This is a genomic window from Vibrio sp. T20 (assembly GCF_007858795.1).
Taxonomy (GTDB): Bacteria; Pseudomonadota; Gammaproteobacteria; order Enterobacterales; family Vibrionaceae; genus Vibrio; species Vibrio satsumensis.
This window is the reverse complement of sequence record NZ_VFEB01000012.1, coordinates 1-16,564: the sequence shown is the minus strand read 5'-3', so window position 1 is coordinate 16,564 and position 16,564 is coordinate 1. Positions and strand designations below refer to the sequence as shown.

General features: G+C 43.7%; 15 protein-coding genes and 1 riboswitch. Of the genes, 11 read left to right on the top strand and 4 right to left on the bottom strand.

What is annotated here, in order from left to right:
* Positions 1–33: 33 nt before the first annotated feature.
* Positions 34–876, top strand: a complete 843-nt coding sequence (gene glpG / locus FTW16_RS01190; RefSeq protein ID WP_146489780.1) for a rhomboid family intramembrane serine protease GlpG — start codon at positions 34–36, stop codon at positions 874–876.
* A gap of 86 nt (positions 877–962) precedes the next feature.
* Here glpG and FTW16_RS01185 read toward each other — a convergent pair whose 3' ends face one another.
* The gene (locus tag FTW16_RS01185; protein WP_048610748.1) at positions 963–1,370 is read right to left on the bottom strand and encodes a flagellar basal body-associated protein FliL; all 408 of its coding nucleotides are present in this window, start codon (positions 1,368–1,370) and stop codon (positions 963–965) included.
* A gap of 162 nt (positions 1,371–1,532) precedes the next feature.
* On the opposite strand from FTW16_RS01185, the gene FTW16_RS01180 reads away from it, so the two are divergent.
* On the top strand, positions 1,533–2,075 hold the full coding sequence (locus FTW16_RS01180) for a chorismate lyase (RefSeq protein ID WP_186727999.1): 543 nt from the start codon (positions 1,533–1,535) through the stop codon (positions 2,073–2,075).
* Entirely contained in the window at positions 2,076–2,930 is an 855-nt protein-coding gene (gene ubiA, locus FTW16_RS01175) for a 4-hydroxybenzoate octaprenyltransferase (protein ID WP_146489778.1), read from the top strand.
* 103 nt (positions 2,931–3,033) lie between these two features.
* On the opposite strand, the gene plsB is transcribed toward ubiA, so the two are convergent.
* Entirely contained in the window at positions 3,034–5,457 is a 2,424-nt protein-coding gene (gene plsB / locus FTW16_RS01170; RefSeq protein WP_146489777.1) for a glycerol-3-phosphate 1-O-acyltransferase PlsB, read from the bottom strand.
* Positions 5,458–5,677: 220 nt separating this feature from the next.
* On the opposite strand from plsB, the gene FTW16_RS01165 reads away from it, so the two are divergent.
* The 4 genes from FTW16_RS01165 to dinF all read left to right on the top strand — a co-directional run bounded on the left by FTW16_RS01165 (position 5,678) and on the right by dinF (position 9,204).
* On the top strand, positions 5,678–6,040 hold the full coding sequence (locus tag FTW16_RS01165; protein WP_029405300.1) for a diacylglycerol kinase: 363 nt from the start codon (positions 5,678–5,680) through the stop codon (positions 6,038–6,040).
* 94 nt (positions 6,041–6,134) lie between these two features.
* On the top strand, positions 6,135–6,755 hold the full coding sequence (lexA, locus tag FTW16_RS01155) for a transcriptional repressor LexA (RefSeq protein ID WP_019820514.1): 621 nt from the start codon (positions 6,135–6,137) through the stop codon (positions 6,753–6,755).
* A 97-nt stretch (positions 6,756–6,852) separates the two neighbouring features.
* The gene (locus FTW16_RS01150) at positions 6,853–7,731 is read left to right on the top strand and encodes a class I SAM-dependent methyltransferase (protein ID WP_146489776.1); all 879 of its coding nucleotides are present in this window, start codon (positions 6,853–6,855) and stop codon (positions 7,729–7,731) included.
* Positions 7,732–7,848: 117 nt separating this feature from the next.
* Complete coding sequence (gene dinF, locus FTW16_RS01145) at positions 7,849–9,204, top strand: MATE family efflux transporter DinF (RefSeq protein ID WP_186727998.1); 1,356 nt, start codon at positions 7,849–7,851, stop codon at positions 9,202–9,204.
* Between the two features lie 184 nt (positions 9,205–9,388).
* Here dinF and sthA read toward each other — a convergent pair whose 3' ends face one another.
* A complete protein-coding gene (sthA, locus tag FTW16_RS01140; RefSeq protein ID WP_061019802.1) occupies positions 9,389–10,789 on the bottom strand; it encodes a Si-specific NAD(P)(+) transhydrogenase in 1,401 nt (466 codons plus the stop codon).
* Positions 10,790–11,116: 327 nt separating this feature from the next.
* Between sthA and fabR the strand changes: the two genes are divergently transcribed.
* Both fabR and FTW16_RS01125 read left to right on the top strand, forming a co-directional pair.
* A complete protein-coding gene (gene fabR / locus FTW16_RS01130; protein ID WP_010438693.1) occupies positions 11,117–11,758 on the top strand; it encodes an HTH-type transcriptional repressor FabR in 642 nt (213 codons plus the stop codon).
* Positions 11,758–12,129 carry a YijD family membrane protein gene (locus FTW16_RS01125; RefSeq protein WP_004736696.1) on the top strand — a complete coding sequence of 124 codons (372 nt, stop codon included), beginning with the start codon at positions 11,758–11,760 and terminating at the stop codon, positions 12,127–12,129. Before fabR ends, FTW16_RS01125 begins: the two co-directional genes overlap by 1 nt.
* 81 nt (positions 12,130–12,210) lie before the next feature.
* Here the strand turns inward: FTW16_RS01125 and trmA are convergent, their stop codons facing one another.
* Positions 12,211–13,320, bottom strand: coding sequence for a tRNA (uridine(54)-C5)-methyltransferase TrmA (gene trmA, locus FTW16_RS01120; RefSeq protein WP_019820518.1), 1,110 nt, complete (start codon positions 13,318–13,320; stop codon positions 12,211–12,213).
* 154 nt (positions 13,321–13,474) lie between these two features.
* A riboswitch (cobalamin riboswitch) is annotated at positions 13,475–13,680 on the top strand.
* Between the two features lie 39 nt (positions 13,681–13,719).
* Between trmA and btuB the strand changes: the two genes are divergently transcribed.
* Both btuB and FTW16_RS01105 read left to right on the top strand, forming a co-directional pair.
* Positions 13,720–15,555, top strand: coding sequence for a TonB-dependent vitamin B12 receptor (gene btuB, locus FTW16_RS01115; RefSeq protein WP_146489775.1), 1,836 nt, complete (start codon positions 13,720–13,722; stop codon positions 15,553–15,555).
* Positions 15,556–15,798: 243 nt separating this feature from the next.
* Positions 15,799–16,564, top strand: a 766-nt coding sequence (locus FTW16_RS01105) for a hypothetical protein (RefSeq protein ID WP_222433353.1), incomplete at its 3' end; no start/stop codon positions are given.

The window sequence follows — 16,564 nt, the reverse complement described above, 5'->3', positions numbered from 1 at the left end:
AAGCATCTCTCATAGTATGAATAGGAAGTAACAATGATTAGATTGATGGTGTTAGACAACCCACGTCTTGCTCAAGCATTTATTGATTATATGGCGTCTCGTCAGATCCCTATTCAGATGTCTCCTGAGGGGGAAGGGCGTTTTGCTCTTTGGCTTATTGATGGTCAATTTCAGGTGGAAACTGAAGCTGAGCTCAACCGCTTTTTGTCGGAACCCAATCATAAGCGTTATCAAGCGGCGTCTTGGGATATGGCAGAGACTAGAAAGAGCAACTTTCATTATCACACGCCAAGCTTCATGGGCATGATAAAAGCCAAAGCTGGCCCAGTGACACTGAGTATCATGTTGGTGTGTGTGGTGATTTTTGCTTTGCAGCAGATAGGGTTCGGGCAAGCGATTTTTAACGCATTGCATTTCCCTGCGGTTGATGGGCAGCAATGGCAATTGTGGCGCTGGCTCAGTCATGCTGTTTTGCATTTCTCAGTTATGCACATCGCATTTAATATCTTGTGGTGGTGGCAACTGGGTGGAGATATTGAGAAAAAGTTAGGCGGTCTTAAGTTACTGCAAATATTTGCTGTCTCTTCTGCGCTTTCAGGTGCTGGGCAGTATTGGGTTGAGGGGGCGAACTTCGGTGGTTTGTCTGGTGTTGTGTATGCCTTGGTTGGTTACTTATGGGTTGTCGGTGCGAAGGCGCCGCAACTTGGTTTAGGTATCCCGAGACAGATTGTCGGCTTTATGTTGGTGTGGTTGGTACTTGGGTACATGCAGCCATTTATGGCTATCGCCAATACTGCGCATTTAGCTGGCCTAGCCGCTGGTGTGATTATTGGCTTTATCGATGCGATGAAAGCACCAAGCTCGGCAAGAAGTTAACTCATATCTTCTCGTGAGTAGGCAAACGATAGAGACAAAAAAGCGGCCAGATGAGCCGCTTTTTTATTGGGATTCGTTTTACATCATTACTGATAAAGGTATTTGGTAAACAGTAAGTCAGCAATCAGGGTTTTACCTGTCTCTGGAAGCAAAATCTTGTTGAGGTGCTCAACTAAGGATTTTCTTAAGTCTTCACGGCCGGATAGAGACTTAATGGTTTCTTCGTTTTGTTTGCCAAGCAATTCAATCACCGCATCGCGAATCAGTGGTTGGTGATGCTCAATAGCGGCCAAGTCGTTACTATTTGCCACCATGATGTCGAGGCGAACCTGAATGTAGCCCAGTTTTTTACCTTTAGTGTAAAAATTGGTGGTCAGGTCTGGCTCTAGTGTGAAGTAGGCGAGTTTAGCTGCCGACTCCTCTTCAGCGAAACTTGATGCTGAAAAGAGTAGGGTAATCGCAAGAAATATTTGGGCTACATAACGTTTGTGCATATTTGTGACTTTTCTTTAGTTTATTCGCGATATTCGAAACGCATTAGTCTTGTTACAATGAGCGGTCTAAATCTAAATACGTTTACAATTCGAAGAACGCTTTAATTTTGTTCGAAAGTTGAAGCTTTATTGTACGTGTAAAGTCACCTATTGAATACTAGTATGAATCAGCCAATATCGCTGTATCTTAATTCGTTAATGAATGTAGATTGGCAAAGTACAGAAACATTTGATTTTCCTAATAAAACCACCAAAGAGTGGCTGATGGAGCAAGGTTCTCTTTCCCGCAAGTTAGGTAAGTGCTGTCAGCACCTGTCTGTTGAGTTGCTTCATAATCAAGTTGTAGAACGCTCAATGCTACAACAGGACGAGGAACATCTTTTATCATCGTTTGATTGCTTACTGCGTAAAGTGATTTTAAAGGGTGATGACGAACCGTGGGTGTTAGGTCGAACCTTGATCCCCCGAGTCACATTAGAAGACCATCAACACTCTGACCTTTCTCAACAAGGTAATGTCCCGCTTGGATTGACCGTTTTCAGTGCTGAGAACGTGGAGCGAGATGCGCTGCAAGTCGGTTGGGTTATCGCAGGCGATGAGCGATTACTCGCGCGTCGTTCTCGATTATGGATGAACCATAAACCGATGCTTGTGGCAGAACTGTTTTTACCAACATCACCCATTTACTCTAAGGAGAGTGTGTAAATGCTTGCCACCAAAGCGAAGGCGTATTGGCAATTAACGCGAATGAATCGCCCGATTGGTACCCTGTTACTCCTTTGGCCGACCTTGTGGTCACTGATTATCGCCGCACAAGGTATGCCTGATTTTGATGTCTTGGTTGTTTTCGTACTCGGCGTGGTGTTGATGCGTTCAGCTGGCTGTGTGATCAATGACTTTGCTGACCGTAAAGTAGATGGTCATGTTAAACGTACCAAGCAGCGTCCATTACCTTCAGGTTTGGTTTCCAGTAAGGAAGCGATTCTGCTCTTTTTAGTGCTAGCCGTGGTTTCATTTTTGTTGGTACTCACCATGAATCCACTGACCATAAAGCTCTCTTTTATCGGTGTTGGTTTAGCTTTTATTTATCCTTTTATGAAGCGGTTTACACACCTTCCTCAGATATTTCTGGGGTTGGCGTTCAGCTGGGCAATACCAATGGCTTGGGCTGCGCAAACCAATGAGCTACCAAGCGTTGTCTGGTTCATCTTCGTGATTAATGCATTGTGGACTATTGCCTACGACACGCAATATGCGATGGTTGACCGAGATGACGATCTGAAGATTGGCATTAAATCGACGGCTATTTTATTTGGTCGCTTCGATAAACTGATTATTGGTTCTTTGCAACTCGTCACCCTAGCGATGCTGATTGCGTTAGGCATGTATTACCAATTAGGTGACACCTTCTATTGGGCACTGTTGGTAGCTGGGAGCTTATTTGTGTATCAACAACATCTGATGCGCCACCGAGACCGCGACCTATGCTTTCAAGCTTTTCTCAACAACAACTATGTTGGAATGGCAGTGACCGTGGGTTTGTTCATTACCTTCTGGTAAGCATCAGCTTTTCGAGTTAACGAATGCTAAAGAAAAAGGCACCCATTGGGTGCCTTTTTTGATCGTGTTCCGTTTTGTTATTAAAGCGACACCAAACGGGTTGTTACTCTGCTTGGTGGATACTCTCTTGAATCGTCAAACGTACTTCTGGGTAAAGCATTGAGTAGAGAAGCTTAGCGAATTGCTGAGTCTTTTCTAGATCACAGTTACCATCGTTATCCAGATATTGCTGCTGTTTCAGAGTTGCGAACATTGAAGCGAACACACCTTTATCGAAAAACTCTGGTGCATTGATGCCTTGCAGGCGGCCAAGTCGCTGTGCAATGTCTTGGCTCTTCTGCTCAAGGTCTGATTTATCCAAATCAGGATTCTCAGCCAATAGGTTCAGAGCAATTGAATAACGTTGTAGTGTCTCTGAAATCGTACGACCTAGTAGCATCAGTGCTTGGCTGTTTGACTGGTTGATGGTGACTTCGTTATCAGAAACTACAAGCATGCCTTGGCCGACTAGTTCTTCAATGATCTTTGAAACCACATCTTCAAGCTGATCTTCGTCGTAGCTTAGGAACAACTCTTTCTTCAAGAAAGGGTAAATTGCTGCAACATTCTTTTGAATCGCATCAATCGTTAAGCCGTGCTGACGAATAGTCATCTGAGCAATTAATGATGGCAGAGCAAACAAGTGAATGATGTTATTACGGTAGTAGGTCATCAGAATTGACTGGTGACGGTCTAGTGAAATAATGTCGCCCATTGAGTCTGATTCAATCAAGAACTTGTTCAGTGATTCAGCATGTTTTACCAAATCTTCAGCGCTGTCTTTTGGCACAGTGAACGTTGCAGAATATGGAACGTTCTTAAGCAGAGACAGGTAGCAATTGATCTGAGAAACTAAAGAATCACGAGACAATGCGCGCTGTCTTGAAGCCAATAGTGCCGTTGCACAAAGGGTCAGGGCATTGGTCGCTGCCGCATCGTTAATGTGCGTCATCATTTTGGTCGCCAAGTCATTAACCACCGGGTTCATCCATTGTGGTTTGCTGGTTCCCATAGGATCGATGTCTTTCGTCCACTCTGGTGAGTGCTCATTCAGGTATTGGTTCAGCTGAATCGGCTCACCGAAGTTGACGTAGCCTTTACCAAAGTTACGCAGCTTACGAATGGTACGAATCACTAGGCTCGCGTTTTCTTTCTCTTTACGCTTGCCACGAAGTTCTTTCGCATAAGTCGCCACTTCCATCACGTGCTCGTAGCCGATGTACACAGGAACCAAAGTCACTGGACGGTTCATGCCGCGCAGCATTGCTTGAATTGTCATCGCTAGCATGCCCGTTTTCGCTTGCAGTAAACGACCTGTACGAGAACGACCACCTTCACTGAAGTACTCTACTGAGTAACCTTTAGCGAACAATTCCGCTAGGTATTCACGGAAAATGGTCGAGTAAAGCTTATTGCCTTTGAAGCTACGGCGAATAAAGAACGCACCACCATGACGGAAAATCGGACCGGCAGGGAAGAAGTTCAGGTTGATACCCGCAGCGATATGCGGAGGCACCATGCCTTCGTGGTAAAGGACATAAGAAAGCAACAAGTAATCCATGTGGCTACGGTGACAAGGTACATAAACGATCTCGTGGCCATCTTGAGCCAGTTTACGAACCGTTGAAGCGTTGCTGATATGCAGGCCTTGGTATAGCTTATTCCACAGCCAGCCAAGAATCTTCTCACCACGCTTGATCAGCGAGTAAGAGAAGTTCGCCGCAATCTCGTCCATGATATCTTGAGCTTCTTTGCTCGCTTTCTCGATCGAGATGTTCTTTGCTTGCGCTTCGTCTTCAATCGCTTTCTTGATCGCTTCTGATTTTAGTAGGCGATCGAACAGAGCTTGGCGGCTTGGCAGGTTAGGGCCTGAGGCAGCAAGTTTCTGGCGAGAAAAGTGAATTCGTGCCACGCGCGCCAGTTTGTGAGCGATGGTGCTGTCGGTGCCGTGTGAATTGGCCATATAGCGTAGAGAAACCACTGGGCTAAAACGAACCAGACAGTCGCGGCCTGCTAGCAATACTGCTTTTGATTTCTCTAAGCCGTTCATTGCCTGCAGGTAAGGCTTCTGATTATTCTCTTTACCAGGTTTGCGTCCCCACAGCACAGTGGCAGGGATGACTTGAACATCGAGTTCAGAGTCGTCAGCGTGTAGTGAAAGCAATTCAGAGAAAACTTCAATTGAAGAGCTTGGTACATAATCATCGTCTTGCAGTAGAGTTTTGCGAGAAGAGATAAAAACGTAGCGTTGCAGTGATTTGCCGTTGATTTCAAGCATGCTCAACGGATCAGGTAGGCCTAATTCAAGTGCATGTTTTTGCAATGTAAGAATGTCTACACTTGAGCGAAACGGTAAGGCGTATACAATCGGTTTGCTCAAATCAATGTTCAAATCCTCGACAGGGTTTGAAGGAATTGATGTGCCCTTTACCAATACGGATAAAGGTAGCTTCATTAATGAACGTGAAAAAGATTGTCCAGAAGACATATAGGTTCACTGCCTCAATAGTTATTTCAATGTGCTGAAGCGTATCTCTATTTCTATGCTAAAAAGGATAAATCCTATGAGTGAAATAGGGATAAGCCTAGGCGTAAATTTAATCGATGCAAGAATACCAGAAACTGGTCTAACCTTTTAATGGAAATAGTCATATTGCCGTTAAGTTTGTGGAAAATCATTCATCGACTGATTGAGTATAGGGTTAAAAATGACCAAAAAATCAAACACCGGATTCAAACGCATCATCAAAGCAGCAGGCTTTTCATGGCAAGGCATTACCAGTTCGTTTAAAAACGAGGCTGCATTTCGACAAGAAGTGTTCATGGCAGCCGTGCTTATTCCGTTGGCATTTTACTTAGATGTAAGCCAAGTAGAGCGAATCCTGATGATCTCAGTAGTCGTGTTGGTGATGGTTGTCGAGCTAATCAATACCGCGATTGAGGCGGTTGTCGACCGAATCGGCAGTGAACACCATGAGCTTTCCGGGATGGCGAAAGATGTCGGTTCGGCTGCGGTTTTCATCTGTTTGGCACTAGCCGGTTATGTATGGCTAGATATCTTGTTTTTGTAATTTGCTAAAAATGAACTAAAAACAACCAATTGCTTTGCTTTTGTTCAGTTACTGGATATACTCACAGTCAACTGTATAAAAAGACAGGTGAATCATGAAGCCGTTAACGCCCCGCCAGCAACAAGTCTTTGACCTTATCAAAGGTAAGATCGAAGATTCCGGTATGCCACCGACACGTGCAGAAATCGCACGTGAACTAGGCTTCCGTTCTGCTAATGCTGCAGAAGAACATTTGAAAGCTCTTGCTCGTAAAGAAGCGATTGAGATTATCCCGGGTGCGTCTCGCGGTATTCGTATTTTGCTCGAAGATGCTGCAAACGAAGAGCAAGGTTTACCATTAATCGGTCAGGTTGCCGCTGGTGAGCCTATCTTGGCTCAAGAGCATGTAGAGATGCATTACCAAGTTGACCCTGGCATGTTTAAGCCACAAGCTGACTTCTTACTTCGTGTAAATGGCGAAAGTATGAAAGACATCGGTATTATGGATGGTGATCTACTGGCTGTTCATAAAACACAAGATGTACGCGATGGTCAGGTTGTCGTGGCTCGTGTCGATGATGATGTAACGGTAAAACGCCTAGAACGTAAAGGTTCAACGGTTCTGTTACACGCTGAAAATGAAGAGTTTTCTCCAATCCATGTCGATCTAGAATCTCAACACTTGTCTATTGAAGGACTTGCGGTTGGTATTATTCGTAACACCGACTGGATGTAATAAGTACAAACAGTTTATTGATATTTATTCTCAATAACTTGTTATTGTAATTGATATTCATTATCATCTTCTTTGTCGAGATACAAGGAAGATGATGATGCCAAACCCAACCAAACCTCAAATGAAGCCGCTTACTCGTAAGCCGCGCTCCTCTGTGCAAAAGGCTTCTTCTGTTCAAGGGGCTGCACATCAAGAATTCCAAGTTCCAACCAACCTCGTTCAACACCTTTGGTTTCGTAGTCGTGAAAGCCTAGCTGATGATGGTCTCGTTTATGACCCTATCGCAGCACAAGCCTGCAAGCGTTGCCAACTCGCACCTGAATGTCTTACTGGCGAGCTCGATCAGCAACAACTTCTCTACGCAACACTGACTCAACTTTGTGACTCTCAAGTTCAACAATTTCTGTCTCACAACCCAGATGCCTGGATCATCAATGTTGGGGCAGGGCTCGACACTCGTTTCTACCGTTTGGATAATGGACGCTGCCATTGGGTTGAGCTGGATGTGACGGAAAACCTAGTGTGGCGCCAACGCCTGTTCCACAAAAATGAACGCTATCGTTTGGAGTGTGGCTCTGTTGATGAACTAACTTGGTTGGATGAACTTAACATTCCAGAACAAGCCTCAGTGATGGTGGTGTGTGAACATGCTCTGCTGGATTGCAATGAACAACAGACCGCGCACTTTATTCAGTCTCTCAGTCGTTATTTTACTCATGCACACGCGTGTTTAGTGTTAGCTGGAGATAAAAGCTCTAGTGCTCTTGGGCAAAAGCTTGGTTCAGGAAAGTATGCTCACGGGTTATCTTCACCAATAGACAGTGTTCTCAATTGGTTGCCATGGGCTCAATGGGTTAAGTCATTTTCACCATTAGAACAGCAATGTAATCGTTGGAAGTTGTGGCAGCGACTTCTTTGTAAAATCTCTCAGGTCAAAAAGCGCTTAACGCCGCAGTTAGTACTCGTTAAGTGGTAATCTTAGCGATTCTGCATTTCGAGTAACTGAGTACACAATCGGTATAAGTAAAATTCCACAACATAGTGAAAGCCCACCCACTAGGTTAAACTATCGCCTCTAAACTAAGAGGTGATCGTGAAGCTATTTAACCCCCAAATTATTTTTCAAACGCTATCCAATCAGGCGATGCACAAAAAAGTGCTGTTGCTCGCGATCCCGATGGTTCTCTCTAATATTACTGTTCCACTGCTGGGCTTAGTCGATGCGGCGGTTATCGGCCACTTAGAGCATTCTTGGTATTTAGGTGGTGTGGCGCTGGGCGGCACAATGATCAGCGTGACCTTTTGGTTGCTTGGTTTTCTGCGTATGTCGACAACAGGGCTAGCCGCACAATCTTATGGTGCGAATGATGGTAAGCAACTTGGCCTAGTTTTTGTGCAAGGTGTGACCATGGCTTTAGGGTTTGCAGGTGCCTTTTTGCTTTTACACAGTCTAGTCGCCGATTTAGTTTTCTCATTGAGCAGCGCCAGTGATCAAGTTAAGCACTATGGTCAGCAATACTTCTCAATCCGAGCTTGGAGTGCGCCTGCTGCGCTGACTAATTTTGTGATTCTAGGTTGGTTGCTCGGGACTCAAAATGCCAAAGCGCCAATGTGGATGGTGATAATCACCAATGTCACTAATATCGTTTTGGATATCGTTTTTGTTATCGGTTTAGGGTGGCAAGTGGAAGGTGCAGCATTGGCATCTGTAATGGCTGATTATGCTGGTCTAACATTTGGCCTGATTTGTGTTTACCGAATCTGGGCGAAGAAACAGTTGCCATCGCCATGGGATCTGCTTAAGAAAACCAGCCAAGGTTTGAGTCGTTTCGTGAAACTGAATCGCGATATCTTTCTTCGTTCATTGTGCCTACAAGCGACTTTCACTTTCATGACCTTCCAAGGTGCAAGCTTTGGCGATGATGTTGTTGCGGCCAATGCAGTGTTGATGAGTTTTTTGATGATCATCTCTTATGGGATGGATGGTTTTGCCTATGCAATGGAAGCCATGGTCGGTAAGGCGATAGGTGCGAAAGACCAAGATGAACTGAACCAGTCATTGATTGGTACTTTCTTCTGGAGCTTCAATATTTGTTTGGTACTGACCATAGTATTCGCAATTGCTGGCTCGAGCTTAATTAATATGATCACTACAATCCCAGACGTGAAGAGCCAAGCCGAGGTGTATTTACCGTGGTTAATCGCAATGCCATTGGTGTCTATGTGGTGCTTCTTGTTGGATGGTATTTTTGTTGGGGCCACTAAAGGCAAGGATATGCGCAATAGTATGTTTGTTGCGACCTGCAGTTTCTTCGCGATTTTCTACTTAGCATCAGGTTTAGAGAACCATGCACTGTGGCTAGCGATGCTGAGCTTTATGGCAATGCGCGGGGTTGGCTTGGGTGTGTTGTTTGTTTCTCAGTGGAAGAAGGGTGAGTTTCTCGCTTAGCTCTTGGGACTCTGTTTATGGAAGGGTAAATGAGGTTGTACAGGTAAAGAGGTATTTAGAACATCATGATCTAATTGCTACTAATTCCCTATTATTCAATGTCTTAAATAAAAACAGCAAGCGCGCGGCTTGCTGTTTATGTATTTGGCCTATGGGTGGTCAAATACTCCTATCGGTTCTTTATCTAGAACAAACGGTTAAGACCGTTGAGTGCTGCAACACGATAAGCTTCTGCCATGGTTGGGTAGTTAAAGGTCGTATTCACAAAGTACTCGATGGTATTTGCTTCACCTTTTTGTTCCATAATCGCTTGTCCGATATGAATGATTTCAGCTGCACGCTCACCAAACACGTGGATACCTAAAATCTCTTTGGTTTCGCGATGGAACAGAATCTTCAAGCTACCAATATCTTTCCCCGCAATTTGAGCGCGAGCTAGGTGCTTGAATGAAGAACGTCCTACTTCATACGGTACTTTTGCAGCGGTAAGTTCTTGTTCTGTTTTACCTACAGAGCTGATCTCAGGGATGGTGTAGATACCTGTTGGAATGTCTTCAATTAGGTGACCTTCTGCTTCGCCTTTGACAATTGCTTGGGCAACAAATCGACCTTGGTCATAAGCCGCGCTTGCTAGGCTAGGGTAGCCTATGACATCACCTACCGCGTAAACGTGATCAACGCTAGTTTGGTAGTTGGTATTCACTGATACCTGACCTCGAGAGTCCGCTTCTAAGCCAACAGCACCAAGGTTAAGTTTGTCGGTATTACCCGTTCGGCCATTGGCATAGAGCAGGCAGTCAGCACGCATCTTTTTACCTGACTCTAGGTGGATGATCACGCCATCATCAGTCCCTTCAATTTTCTCAAAGGTTTCATCGTTGCGAATCACGACACCGCTGTTCCAGAAGTGATAAGAAAGTGCATCTGAGGTTTCATTGTCTAGGAATGACAACAAGCGGTCACGAGTATTGATAAGATCGGTTTTTACACCCAAACCGCGGAAAATCGACGCATATTCACAACCAATAACGCCAGCACCATAGATGATGATGTGTTGCGGGTCGTGTTTAAGAGAAAGAATCGAGTCGCTGTCGTAGATACGTTCATGCAGGAAGTCGACGTTATCTGGTTGGTAAGGGCGAGAGCCTGTCGCGATAACAAATTTGTCTGCACTGTAATGTTCTTCAGTGCCATCGCTTTGCATTACCGAGACAGTGTTGGTGTCGATAAAACGTGCAGTACCAAATACCAGCGTGCACTGGTTGCGGTCGTAGAAGCCTTGGCGTAATCGAGTCTGTTTATCGATAACTGATTTAGCATGACCCAAAATGTTGGAAAACGTAGAGTGAATGCTTTTGTTGTTCTGACAAAACAGCGGATTACTGTTGAATTCGATAATACGACTTACGGCATGGCGCAGTGCTTTTGAAGGTATTGTTCCCCAGTGAGTACAACCACCACCAACGCTGCTCTCTTTCTCAATGATTGCAACGTTCAACCCGGCTTTGGTTAATCCCATCGCTGCCCCTTCGCCTCCGGGGCCACTACCAATTACGATTACATCAAAGTGGTTGGAGTGCGGCATAGATATCTTCCTTGTTATATTTGATTAACATTGCTTTAGCGAGATTTTAACTGATTCTGTTCTTGGGTACATGAAAAGGGCATCAGAGAGTCGGTGGGATCACGCAGTGTTATCGAAAAAATAATATTTGGTCTGTCGTATGTCTCCAAATGACAGTGTGGATATTGAAATTTTTTCTGCGAACGTATTTACTTCGGTACGTGAACAAAGAGGTATGTTTAGTGTCTTATATAACCAGAGTGCCTTATATAAATAAGTGATTCGCGTTATATTAAACAGAGTATTAGACATGCCTGTTTAGGCTGTAAAAGAAGAAATTGATAAAGTATGAAACCAATGGGCATTCGCGCACAGCAAAAAGAAAAAACTCGTCGCAGCTTAATCGATGCAGCATTTAGCCAGCTCAGTGCCGATCGTAGTTTTTCCAATCTAAGCTTGAGAGAAGTCGCTCGTGAGGCTGGAATAGCACCGACTTCCTTTTATCGTCACTTCAAAGACATGGATGAGCTTGGCTTAACCATGGTTGATGAAGGTGGCTTACTGTTGCGCCAGTTAATGCGTCAAGCTAGGCAACGTATAGTAAAAGAAGGCAGTGTGATTCGCACATCGGTTGAAACCTTTATGGAATTCATTGAAAGCAGCCCTAACGTATTCAGACTGTTATTGCGAGAGCGCTCAGGAACTTCATTTGAGTTTCGTGCAGCGGTAGCTCGTGAGATACAGCACTTCTCTGCTGAGTTAACCGAATATTTGATAACGACTGGCATGACAAGGGACGAAGCTTTCACTCAAGCTGAAGCCTCGGTCATCTTAGTCTTCAACTCAGGGGCAGAAGCATTAGATTTAGATCGACGTCAGCGAGATGAATTGGCTGAACGCTTGATCATGCAATTGCGAATGATGGCCAAAGGAGCTTTTTGGTATCGTAAAGAACGTGAACGTAACCGATTAAAAGGCGGGATTGAATAATGTCGAATGAAAATAATACTGTAAACCGTGGTTCTGAAAGAAAGACACTCGTACTTGCTGTTGTAGCTGGTGTGTGTGGTGATGCATTGTTATCTTGGGTAACAATGAGCGAAGTGGGCTTCTCTATTTTCCCGCTTATCGCTTTAGTTTTGGCAGTACAAGCGCTTTACCAAGAATACCTAACTAATCCAGTATCTGAAGATATCCCACTAGTAGGTCTAGCTTGTTTCTTCGTGGGTGCATTTGGCCACTCGGCTTTTGTGAAAGCACAACACCCTGATGCAGGTTCAAACTTCTTTGCGATTATTGTCGCGATGCTGCTTTTAGCCTGGGTAGGTAAGAAGCTAGGCTTTATCGGTAAAACCGCTTAAACCAATCTATAAATAAAAAAAACGAGCCAATTGGCTCGTTTTTTTGTATTTGCTGTTTGTCTTAGACCGAGAAAGCGAGACTTATGCTTTGCGCTCTAAGAATACACCCGCTTCCATGTGGTGGGTGTAAGGGAACTGGTCAAACAGAGCAAAACGAGTGATATTGTGTGTTTCGCTTAGGATCTCTAGGTTCTCTTTCAACGTTTCAGGGTTACAAGAGATGTACATGATACGCTCGTAGCCTTGAACCATCTTACAAGTATCTACATCCATACCTGAACGCGGTGGATCAACAAAGATAGTGTTACAGTTGTAGCTCTTAAGATCGATGTTCGCTTGCTGTAGACGACGGAATTCACGCTTGCCTTCCATTGCTACGGTAAAATCTTCTGCAGACATACGGATGATCTGAACATTTTCAATGTTGTTCGCCGCGATGTTGTATTGCGCAGATTCCACTGACGGCTTCGCCAGTTCTGTTGCCAGTACACGCTCGAAGTTTTGTGCCAGCGCTAATGAGAAGTTACCGTTACCACAGTAAAGCTCAAGCAAGTCACCTTTGCTGTCTTGAGTACAGTCGACAGCCCATTCCAACATTTTCTCTGCTACTTTTCCGTTTGGTTGAGTAAAGCTGTTCTCTACTTGTTGGTAGATGTAGCTATCACCATTCACGTCTAGCTTTTCAATAACGTAGTCACGGTCCAGTACGATTTTCATCTTACGCGCACGACCAATCAGGTTTAGGTTAAAACCTTCATCGTTTAATTGCTGCTTAAGTACTTTAGCATCTTGAATCCACTGTTCACCTAATTGACGGTGGTAAAGTAGTGACACCAAAATCTCGCCGCTTAATGTAGAAAGGAAATCTACTTGGAATAGTTTGTGGCGTAGAGAGTGGTTGTCCTTCATTGCATCCGTTAATAGAGGCATCAAGTCATTGATTAGACGGCTAGCAGCAGGGAACTGGTCTACGCGATATTTTTCTTTAGTCTCTTGGTTGAACATGACGTAATACATATCGTCACCTTCATGCCACACGCGGAACTCAGCACGCATGCGGTAGTGTTGTTCTGGAGATTCATACACTTCCAGCTCAGGCACATTATATTCTGAGAACATTTCAGTAAGACGCTCTGTCTTTTCTGCCAGTTGTTCTTGGTAGCGTTGCGGGTTTACATCTAAATTCGCCATTGTTATGCCTTTTGCTGTCGTGCTTTTAAATCAAGAGCGCAGATTTTATTCAATCACAGGCGCTTGTCCAGTGTTGAGAGTCATTCAGTGTAAATAGGCCATGAAAACTATAGCTTATAACTATCTTAGACTAGACAAATGATTCAGAGGTCAATACTATCTTCGGCAAGCTGGTGTCATTTAGATGTATAGATGGCTGAAGAGGGAATCTGGTGTAAATCCAGAACTGACGCGCAGCGGTAAAAGAGAACGAGTATTCATAAGACACTGCAAATAGCTTTTTGTGGGAAGTCGAGTATTAGGTAACCATAAAGGTTGTGCTCTTGAGTCCGAATACCTGCCAGCGGCCAAACCATAAGATGTGGTTTGGTAGGACTTTACGCGATTTAGGATCACAACATGAACAAATCCCTTTTAGCGGTTGCTGTAGCATCGCTGCTTTCACCTATCTCCAATTTACACGCCCAACAAGCATCTGCCGACGAAACCATGGTGGTTACGGCTAACCGTTTTGAGCAAAGCACTGAAAGTGTTGTCGCTCAAGTTGAGGTTGTGACACGTCAAGATATAGCTCGTATTCAAGCTAAGTCACTAACTGATGTATTCAAACGATTAACGGGTATTCAAGTTACACAGAATGGTGGTAGAGGCCAGCAAGCTTCGATCTTTGTTCGAGGTGCTAACTCTGATCAGGTTCTTGTGTTAATTGACGGCATTCGTTTTGCTCGCGCTGCAAAAGGTGGAGTCGACTTTAGCCAGTTACCAATTACATTCGTTGATCGTGTGGAATACGTTCGAGGTGCCCGTGCTGCTATGTATGGCTCAGAAGCTATCGGCGGTGTTATCAACATTATTACTGTTGCAAACTCTGACAATGAAAAAACGGCAGTTAGTGCAGGTTTAGGAAGCTTAGATTACCAGGAGCTGAGCTTTGTTAGTGGTACTAAGGTCGGTGAAAATGGTCACTTGAACGTGTCTGTTGGTTACGATTCCGATGAGGGATACAACGTTCATCCAATGCCTGGAATAAATGATGGTGACCGCCATGGTTTTGAATCGCGCAACGCACTAATTGGTTATGTTCATAACTTTGATCAGCAATGGAGTGGTTTTGCTAACTTCCGCATGTTTGAGACTATCTCTCAATATGATGGTTCGTATGTTGATTATATTACGGGAGCACCTGTCCACTCTTACAAAGAGGCAGAAGTTCAGAATTCTACCTTTGCTGCTGGGGTTAAATATAGTGGCAGTGAACTTAAGTCTGATTTCCTAGTTAACTATCAGAATCAAGATAACTGGAACTACGAACAGTCTTTAGGCAAGAACTCAGCGTCAGCAACATCTGATGAGCTTGAACAGCTAAATGTTCAATGGGTGAATTCATACAAATTGACTTCGGCACTGACTCTAAGCGGCGGTGTAGATTGGCGTGATGAGGCTTATATTGTGAAGCCTTCGAATACTGAATATGACAGAACGAATGTTGCATACTTTGCAGCATTAAATGCAGACGCGGATAAAGTGTTTGGCGAGCTGAGCCTTCGCGTTGATGATAATGAGCAGTTTGGTACTGAAACCACTTACAACACCGGGTTAGGCTACCGTTATGCTGAGTGGCTTTTCGTAAAAGCAGCTTATGGCACATCCTTCAAGGCACCTAACTTATATCAACTATATAGCTACTACGGTAATGCACAGTTAGAAGCTGAAAAGGCAGATTCATTCGAGTTGACTTTTGGTGGCTTAATCAAGGACGTTGATTGGTCGATTACTGGCTATGACACGAACGTTGAAGACTTAATTGATTACAACTACGCGACAAGCAAGTACTACAATACCGATGGCGAAAGCCAACTACGTGGTGTTGAAATGGTCGTTGGATTTGATACTAGCTTTATTAATCACCAAGTGAGCGCTAACTTCCAAGACCCAGAAGATCAATCTGGTGAGCAACTGATACGCCGAGCTAAGAAGATTTACAAGTATAATGCAGTGGCTAGTTTCGATGATGTTGATGTTTCATTAGGTTACCAATATGTAGGTGAGAGACCGGACTTCTCTGAAGATCTCGCAGCGTATAGCTTGTTTGATGTTTCAGTGAACTACTATGCGAATGAAAACCTTACTTTAAATGGTCGAGTGGATAACTTAACTGACGAAGAGTACGAGACTGCTGGTGGATACCCATCACCAGAGCGTACATATTACGTGAATGCTACTTACCAATTCTAATTAACACCTAAACCGCCTTCGGGCGGTTTTTTCTTATTGGGTATATCAATGAAAAAGAAAGTCGTCATAAGTTGGTCATCAGGTAATTAAGTGTAATCTTTAATCTGTAAATACATTATTTTTATTAAACTATTAAGTATCAATGCCTTAATAATTTAGTGATAATTAATATCATTAACTGGTTGTTACTGGCTAACTGTACTAGTAGTTAATGTGTATAAACTTTTTTTGTAAAGGCAGATTATGCAAGTAAAACTCCACATATATCAAATAGGGGGGAAAACCCGAGTATCTCTTGTTAATAGTAGTTACCTTCCAGATTACTCCCTTTGTAATCATCTGTATCAAAGTTACGGGAATGACGCTATCAACACTCAAATATCAGTCGCACATGATTTAAGATTTTTCTTTGAGTGGTTAGATCATGAGGGTATTGATATTGAACAACGAATATCTACAGGTGAGATGCTGCAGGCAGAAGAAGTTAGACGCTTTACTCAAAGTACGAAGTTTACTTTCAAAGGCATAACTGCTCATAAAGAGGTTGCTACTTTCCGGTTATCAAACAAGGCGATTAATAACCTTATTCATTCCACTAAGACGGTTTCGTCGATTGTAGTCCCTCCAACGACAAATAATCGTATTCGCCGGTCTCTTGCTTTTCTAGAGTATCTATACCTAGAGCACCACAGTACTGGACACGTACCAACTTATATCGAAAAACGCTTTTCTGATATGAAGTCGGTCATATTGCTTGGTATTCGGCGTGATACGGAGCTTCGGACATTGAATGGTGATCCTGAAATATCTGTCATTCCAGATAAGGCTTTCTACAAACTATTAGATATCATTCAACCAAATCATCCCAGTAATCCTTTTAAGCACTCTCAGTGGCGTAATGCGTTGATAGTTCTTCTCCTAGCTCAAGTCGGTGAGAGAAAGGGAGCAATTCTAAAGTTGAAAATATCAGATTGTGATTTCACAGGTACGGCGTTTTTCAAGGTAGTTG

Coding starts and splice junctions, on each gene's coding strand:
- trmA (WP_019820518.1), bottom strand. CDS start 13,320: ATGGCGAATTTAGATGTAAACCCGCAACGCTACCAAGAACAACTGGCA.
- sthA (WP_061019802.1), bottom strand. CDS start 10,789: ATGCCGCACTCCAACCACTTTGATGTAATCGTAATTGGTAGTGGCCCC.
- FTW16_RS01125 (WP_004736696.1), top strand. CDS start 11,758: ATGTCGAATGAAAATAATACTGTAAACCGTGGTTCTGAAAGAAAGACA.
- plsB (WP_146489777.1), bottom strand. CDS start 5,457: ATGTCTTCTGGACAATCTTTTTCACGTTCATTAATGAAGCTACCTTTA.
- btuB (WP_146489775.1), top strand. CDS start 13,720: ATGAACAAATCCCTTTTAGCGGTTGCTGTAGCATCGCTGCTTTCACCT.
- glpG (WP_146489780.1), top strand. CDS start 34: ATGATTAGATTGATGGTGTTAGACAACCCACGTCTTGCTCAAGCATTT.
- FTW16_RS01165 (WP_029405300.1), top strand. CDS start 5,678: ATGACCAAAAAATCAAACACCGGATTCAAACGCATCATCAAAGCAGCA.
- FTW16_RS01185 (WP_048610748.1), bottom strand. CDS start 1,370: ATGCACAAACGTTATGTAGCCCAAATATTTCTTGCGATTACCCTACTC.
- FTW16_RS01150 (WP_146489776.1), top strand. CDS start 6,853: ATGCCAAACCCAACCAAACCTCAAATGAAGCCGCTTACTCGTAAGCCG.
- lexA (WP_019820514.1), top strand. CDS start 6,135: ATGAAGCCGTTAACGCCCCGCCAGCAACAAGTCTTTGACCTTATCAAA.
- FTW16_RS01180 (WP_186727999.1), top strand. CDS start 1,533: ATGAATCAGCCAATATCGCTGTATCTTAATTCGTTAATGAATGTAGAT.
- ubiA (WP_146489778.1), top strand. CDS start 2,076: ATGCTTGCCACCAAAGCGAAGGCGTATTGGCAATTAACGCGAATGAAT.
- fabR (WP_010438693.1), top strand. CDS start 11,117: ATGAAACCAATGGGCATTCGCGCACAGCAAAAAGAAAAAACTCGTCGC.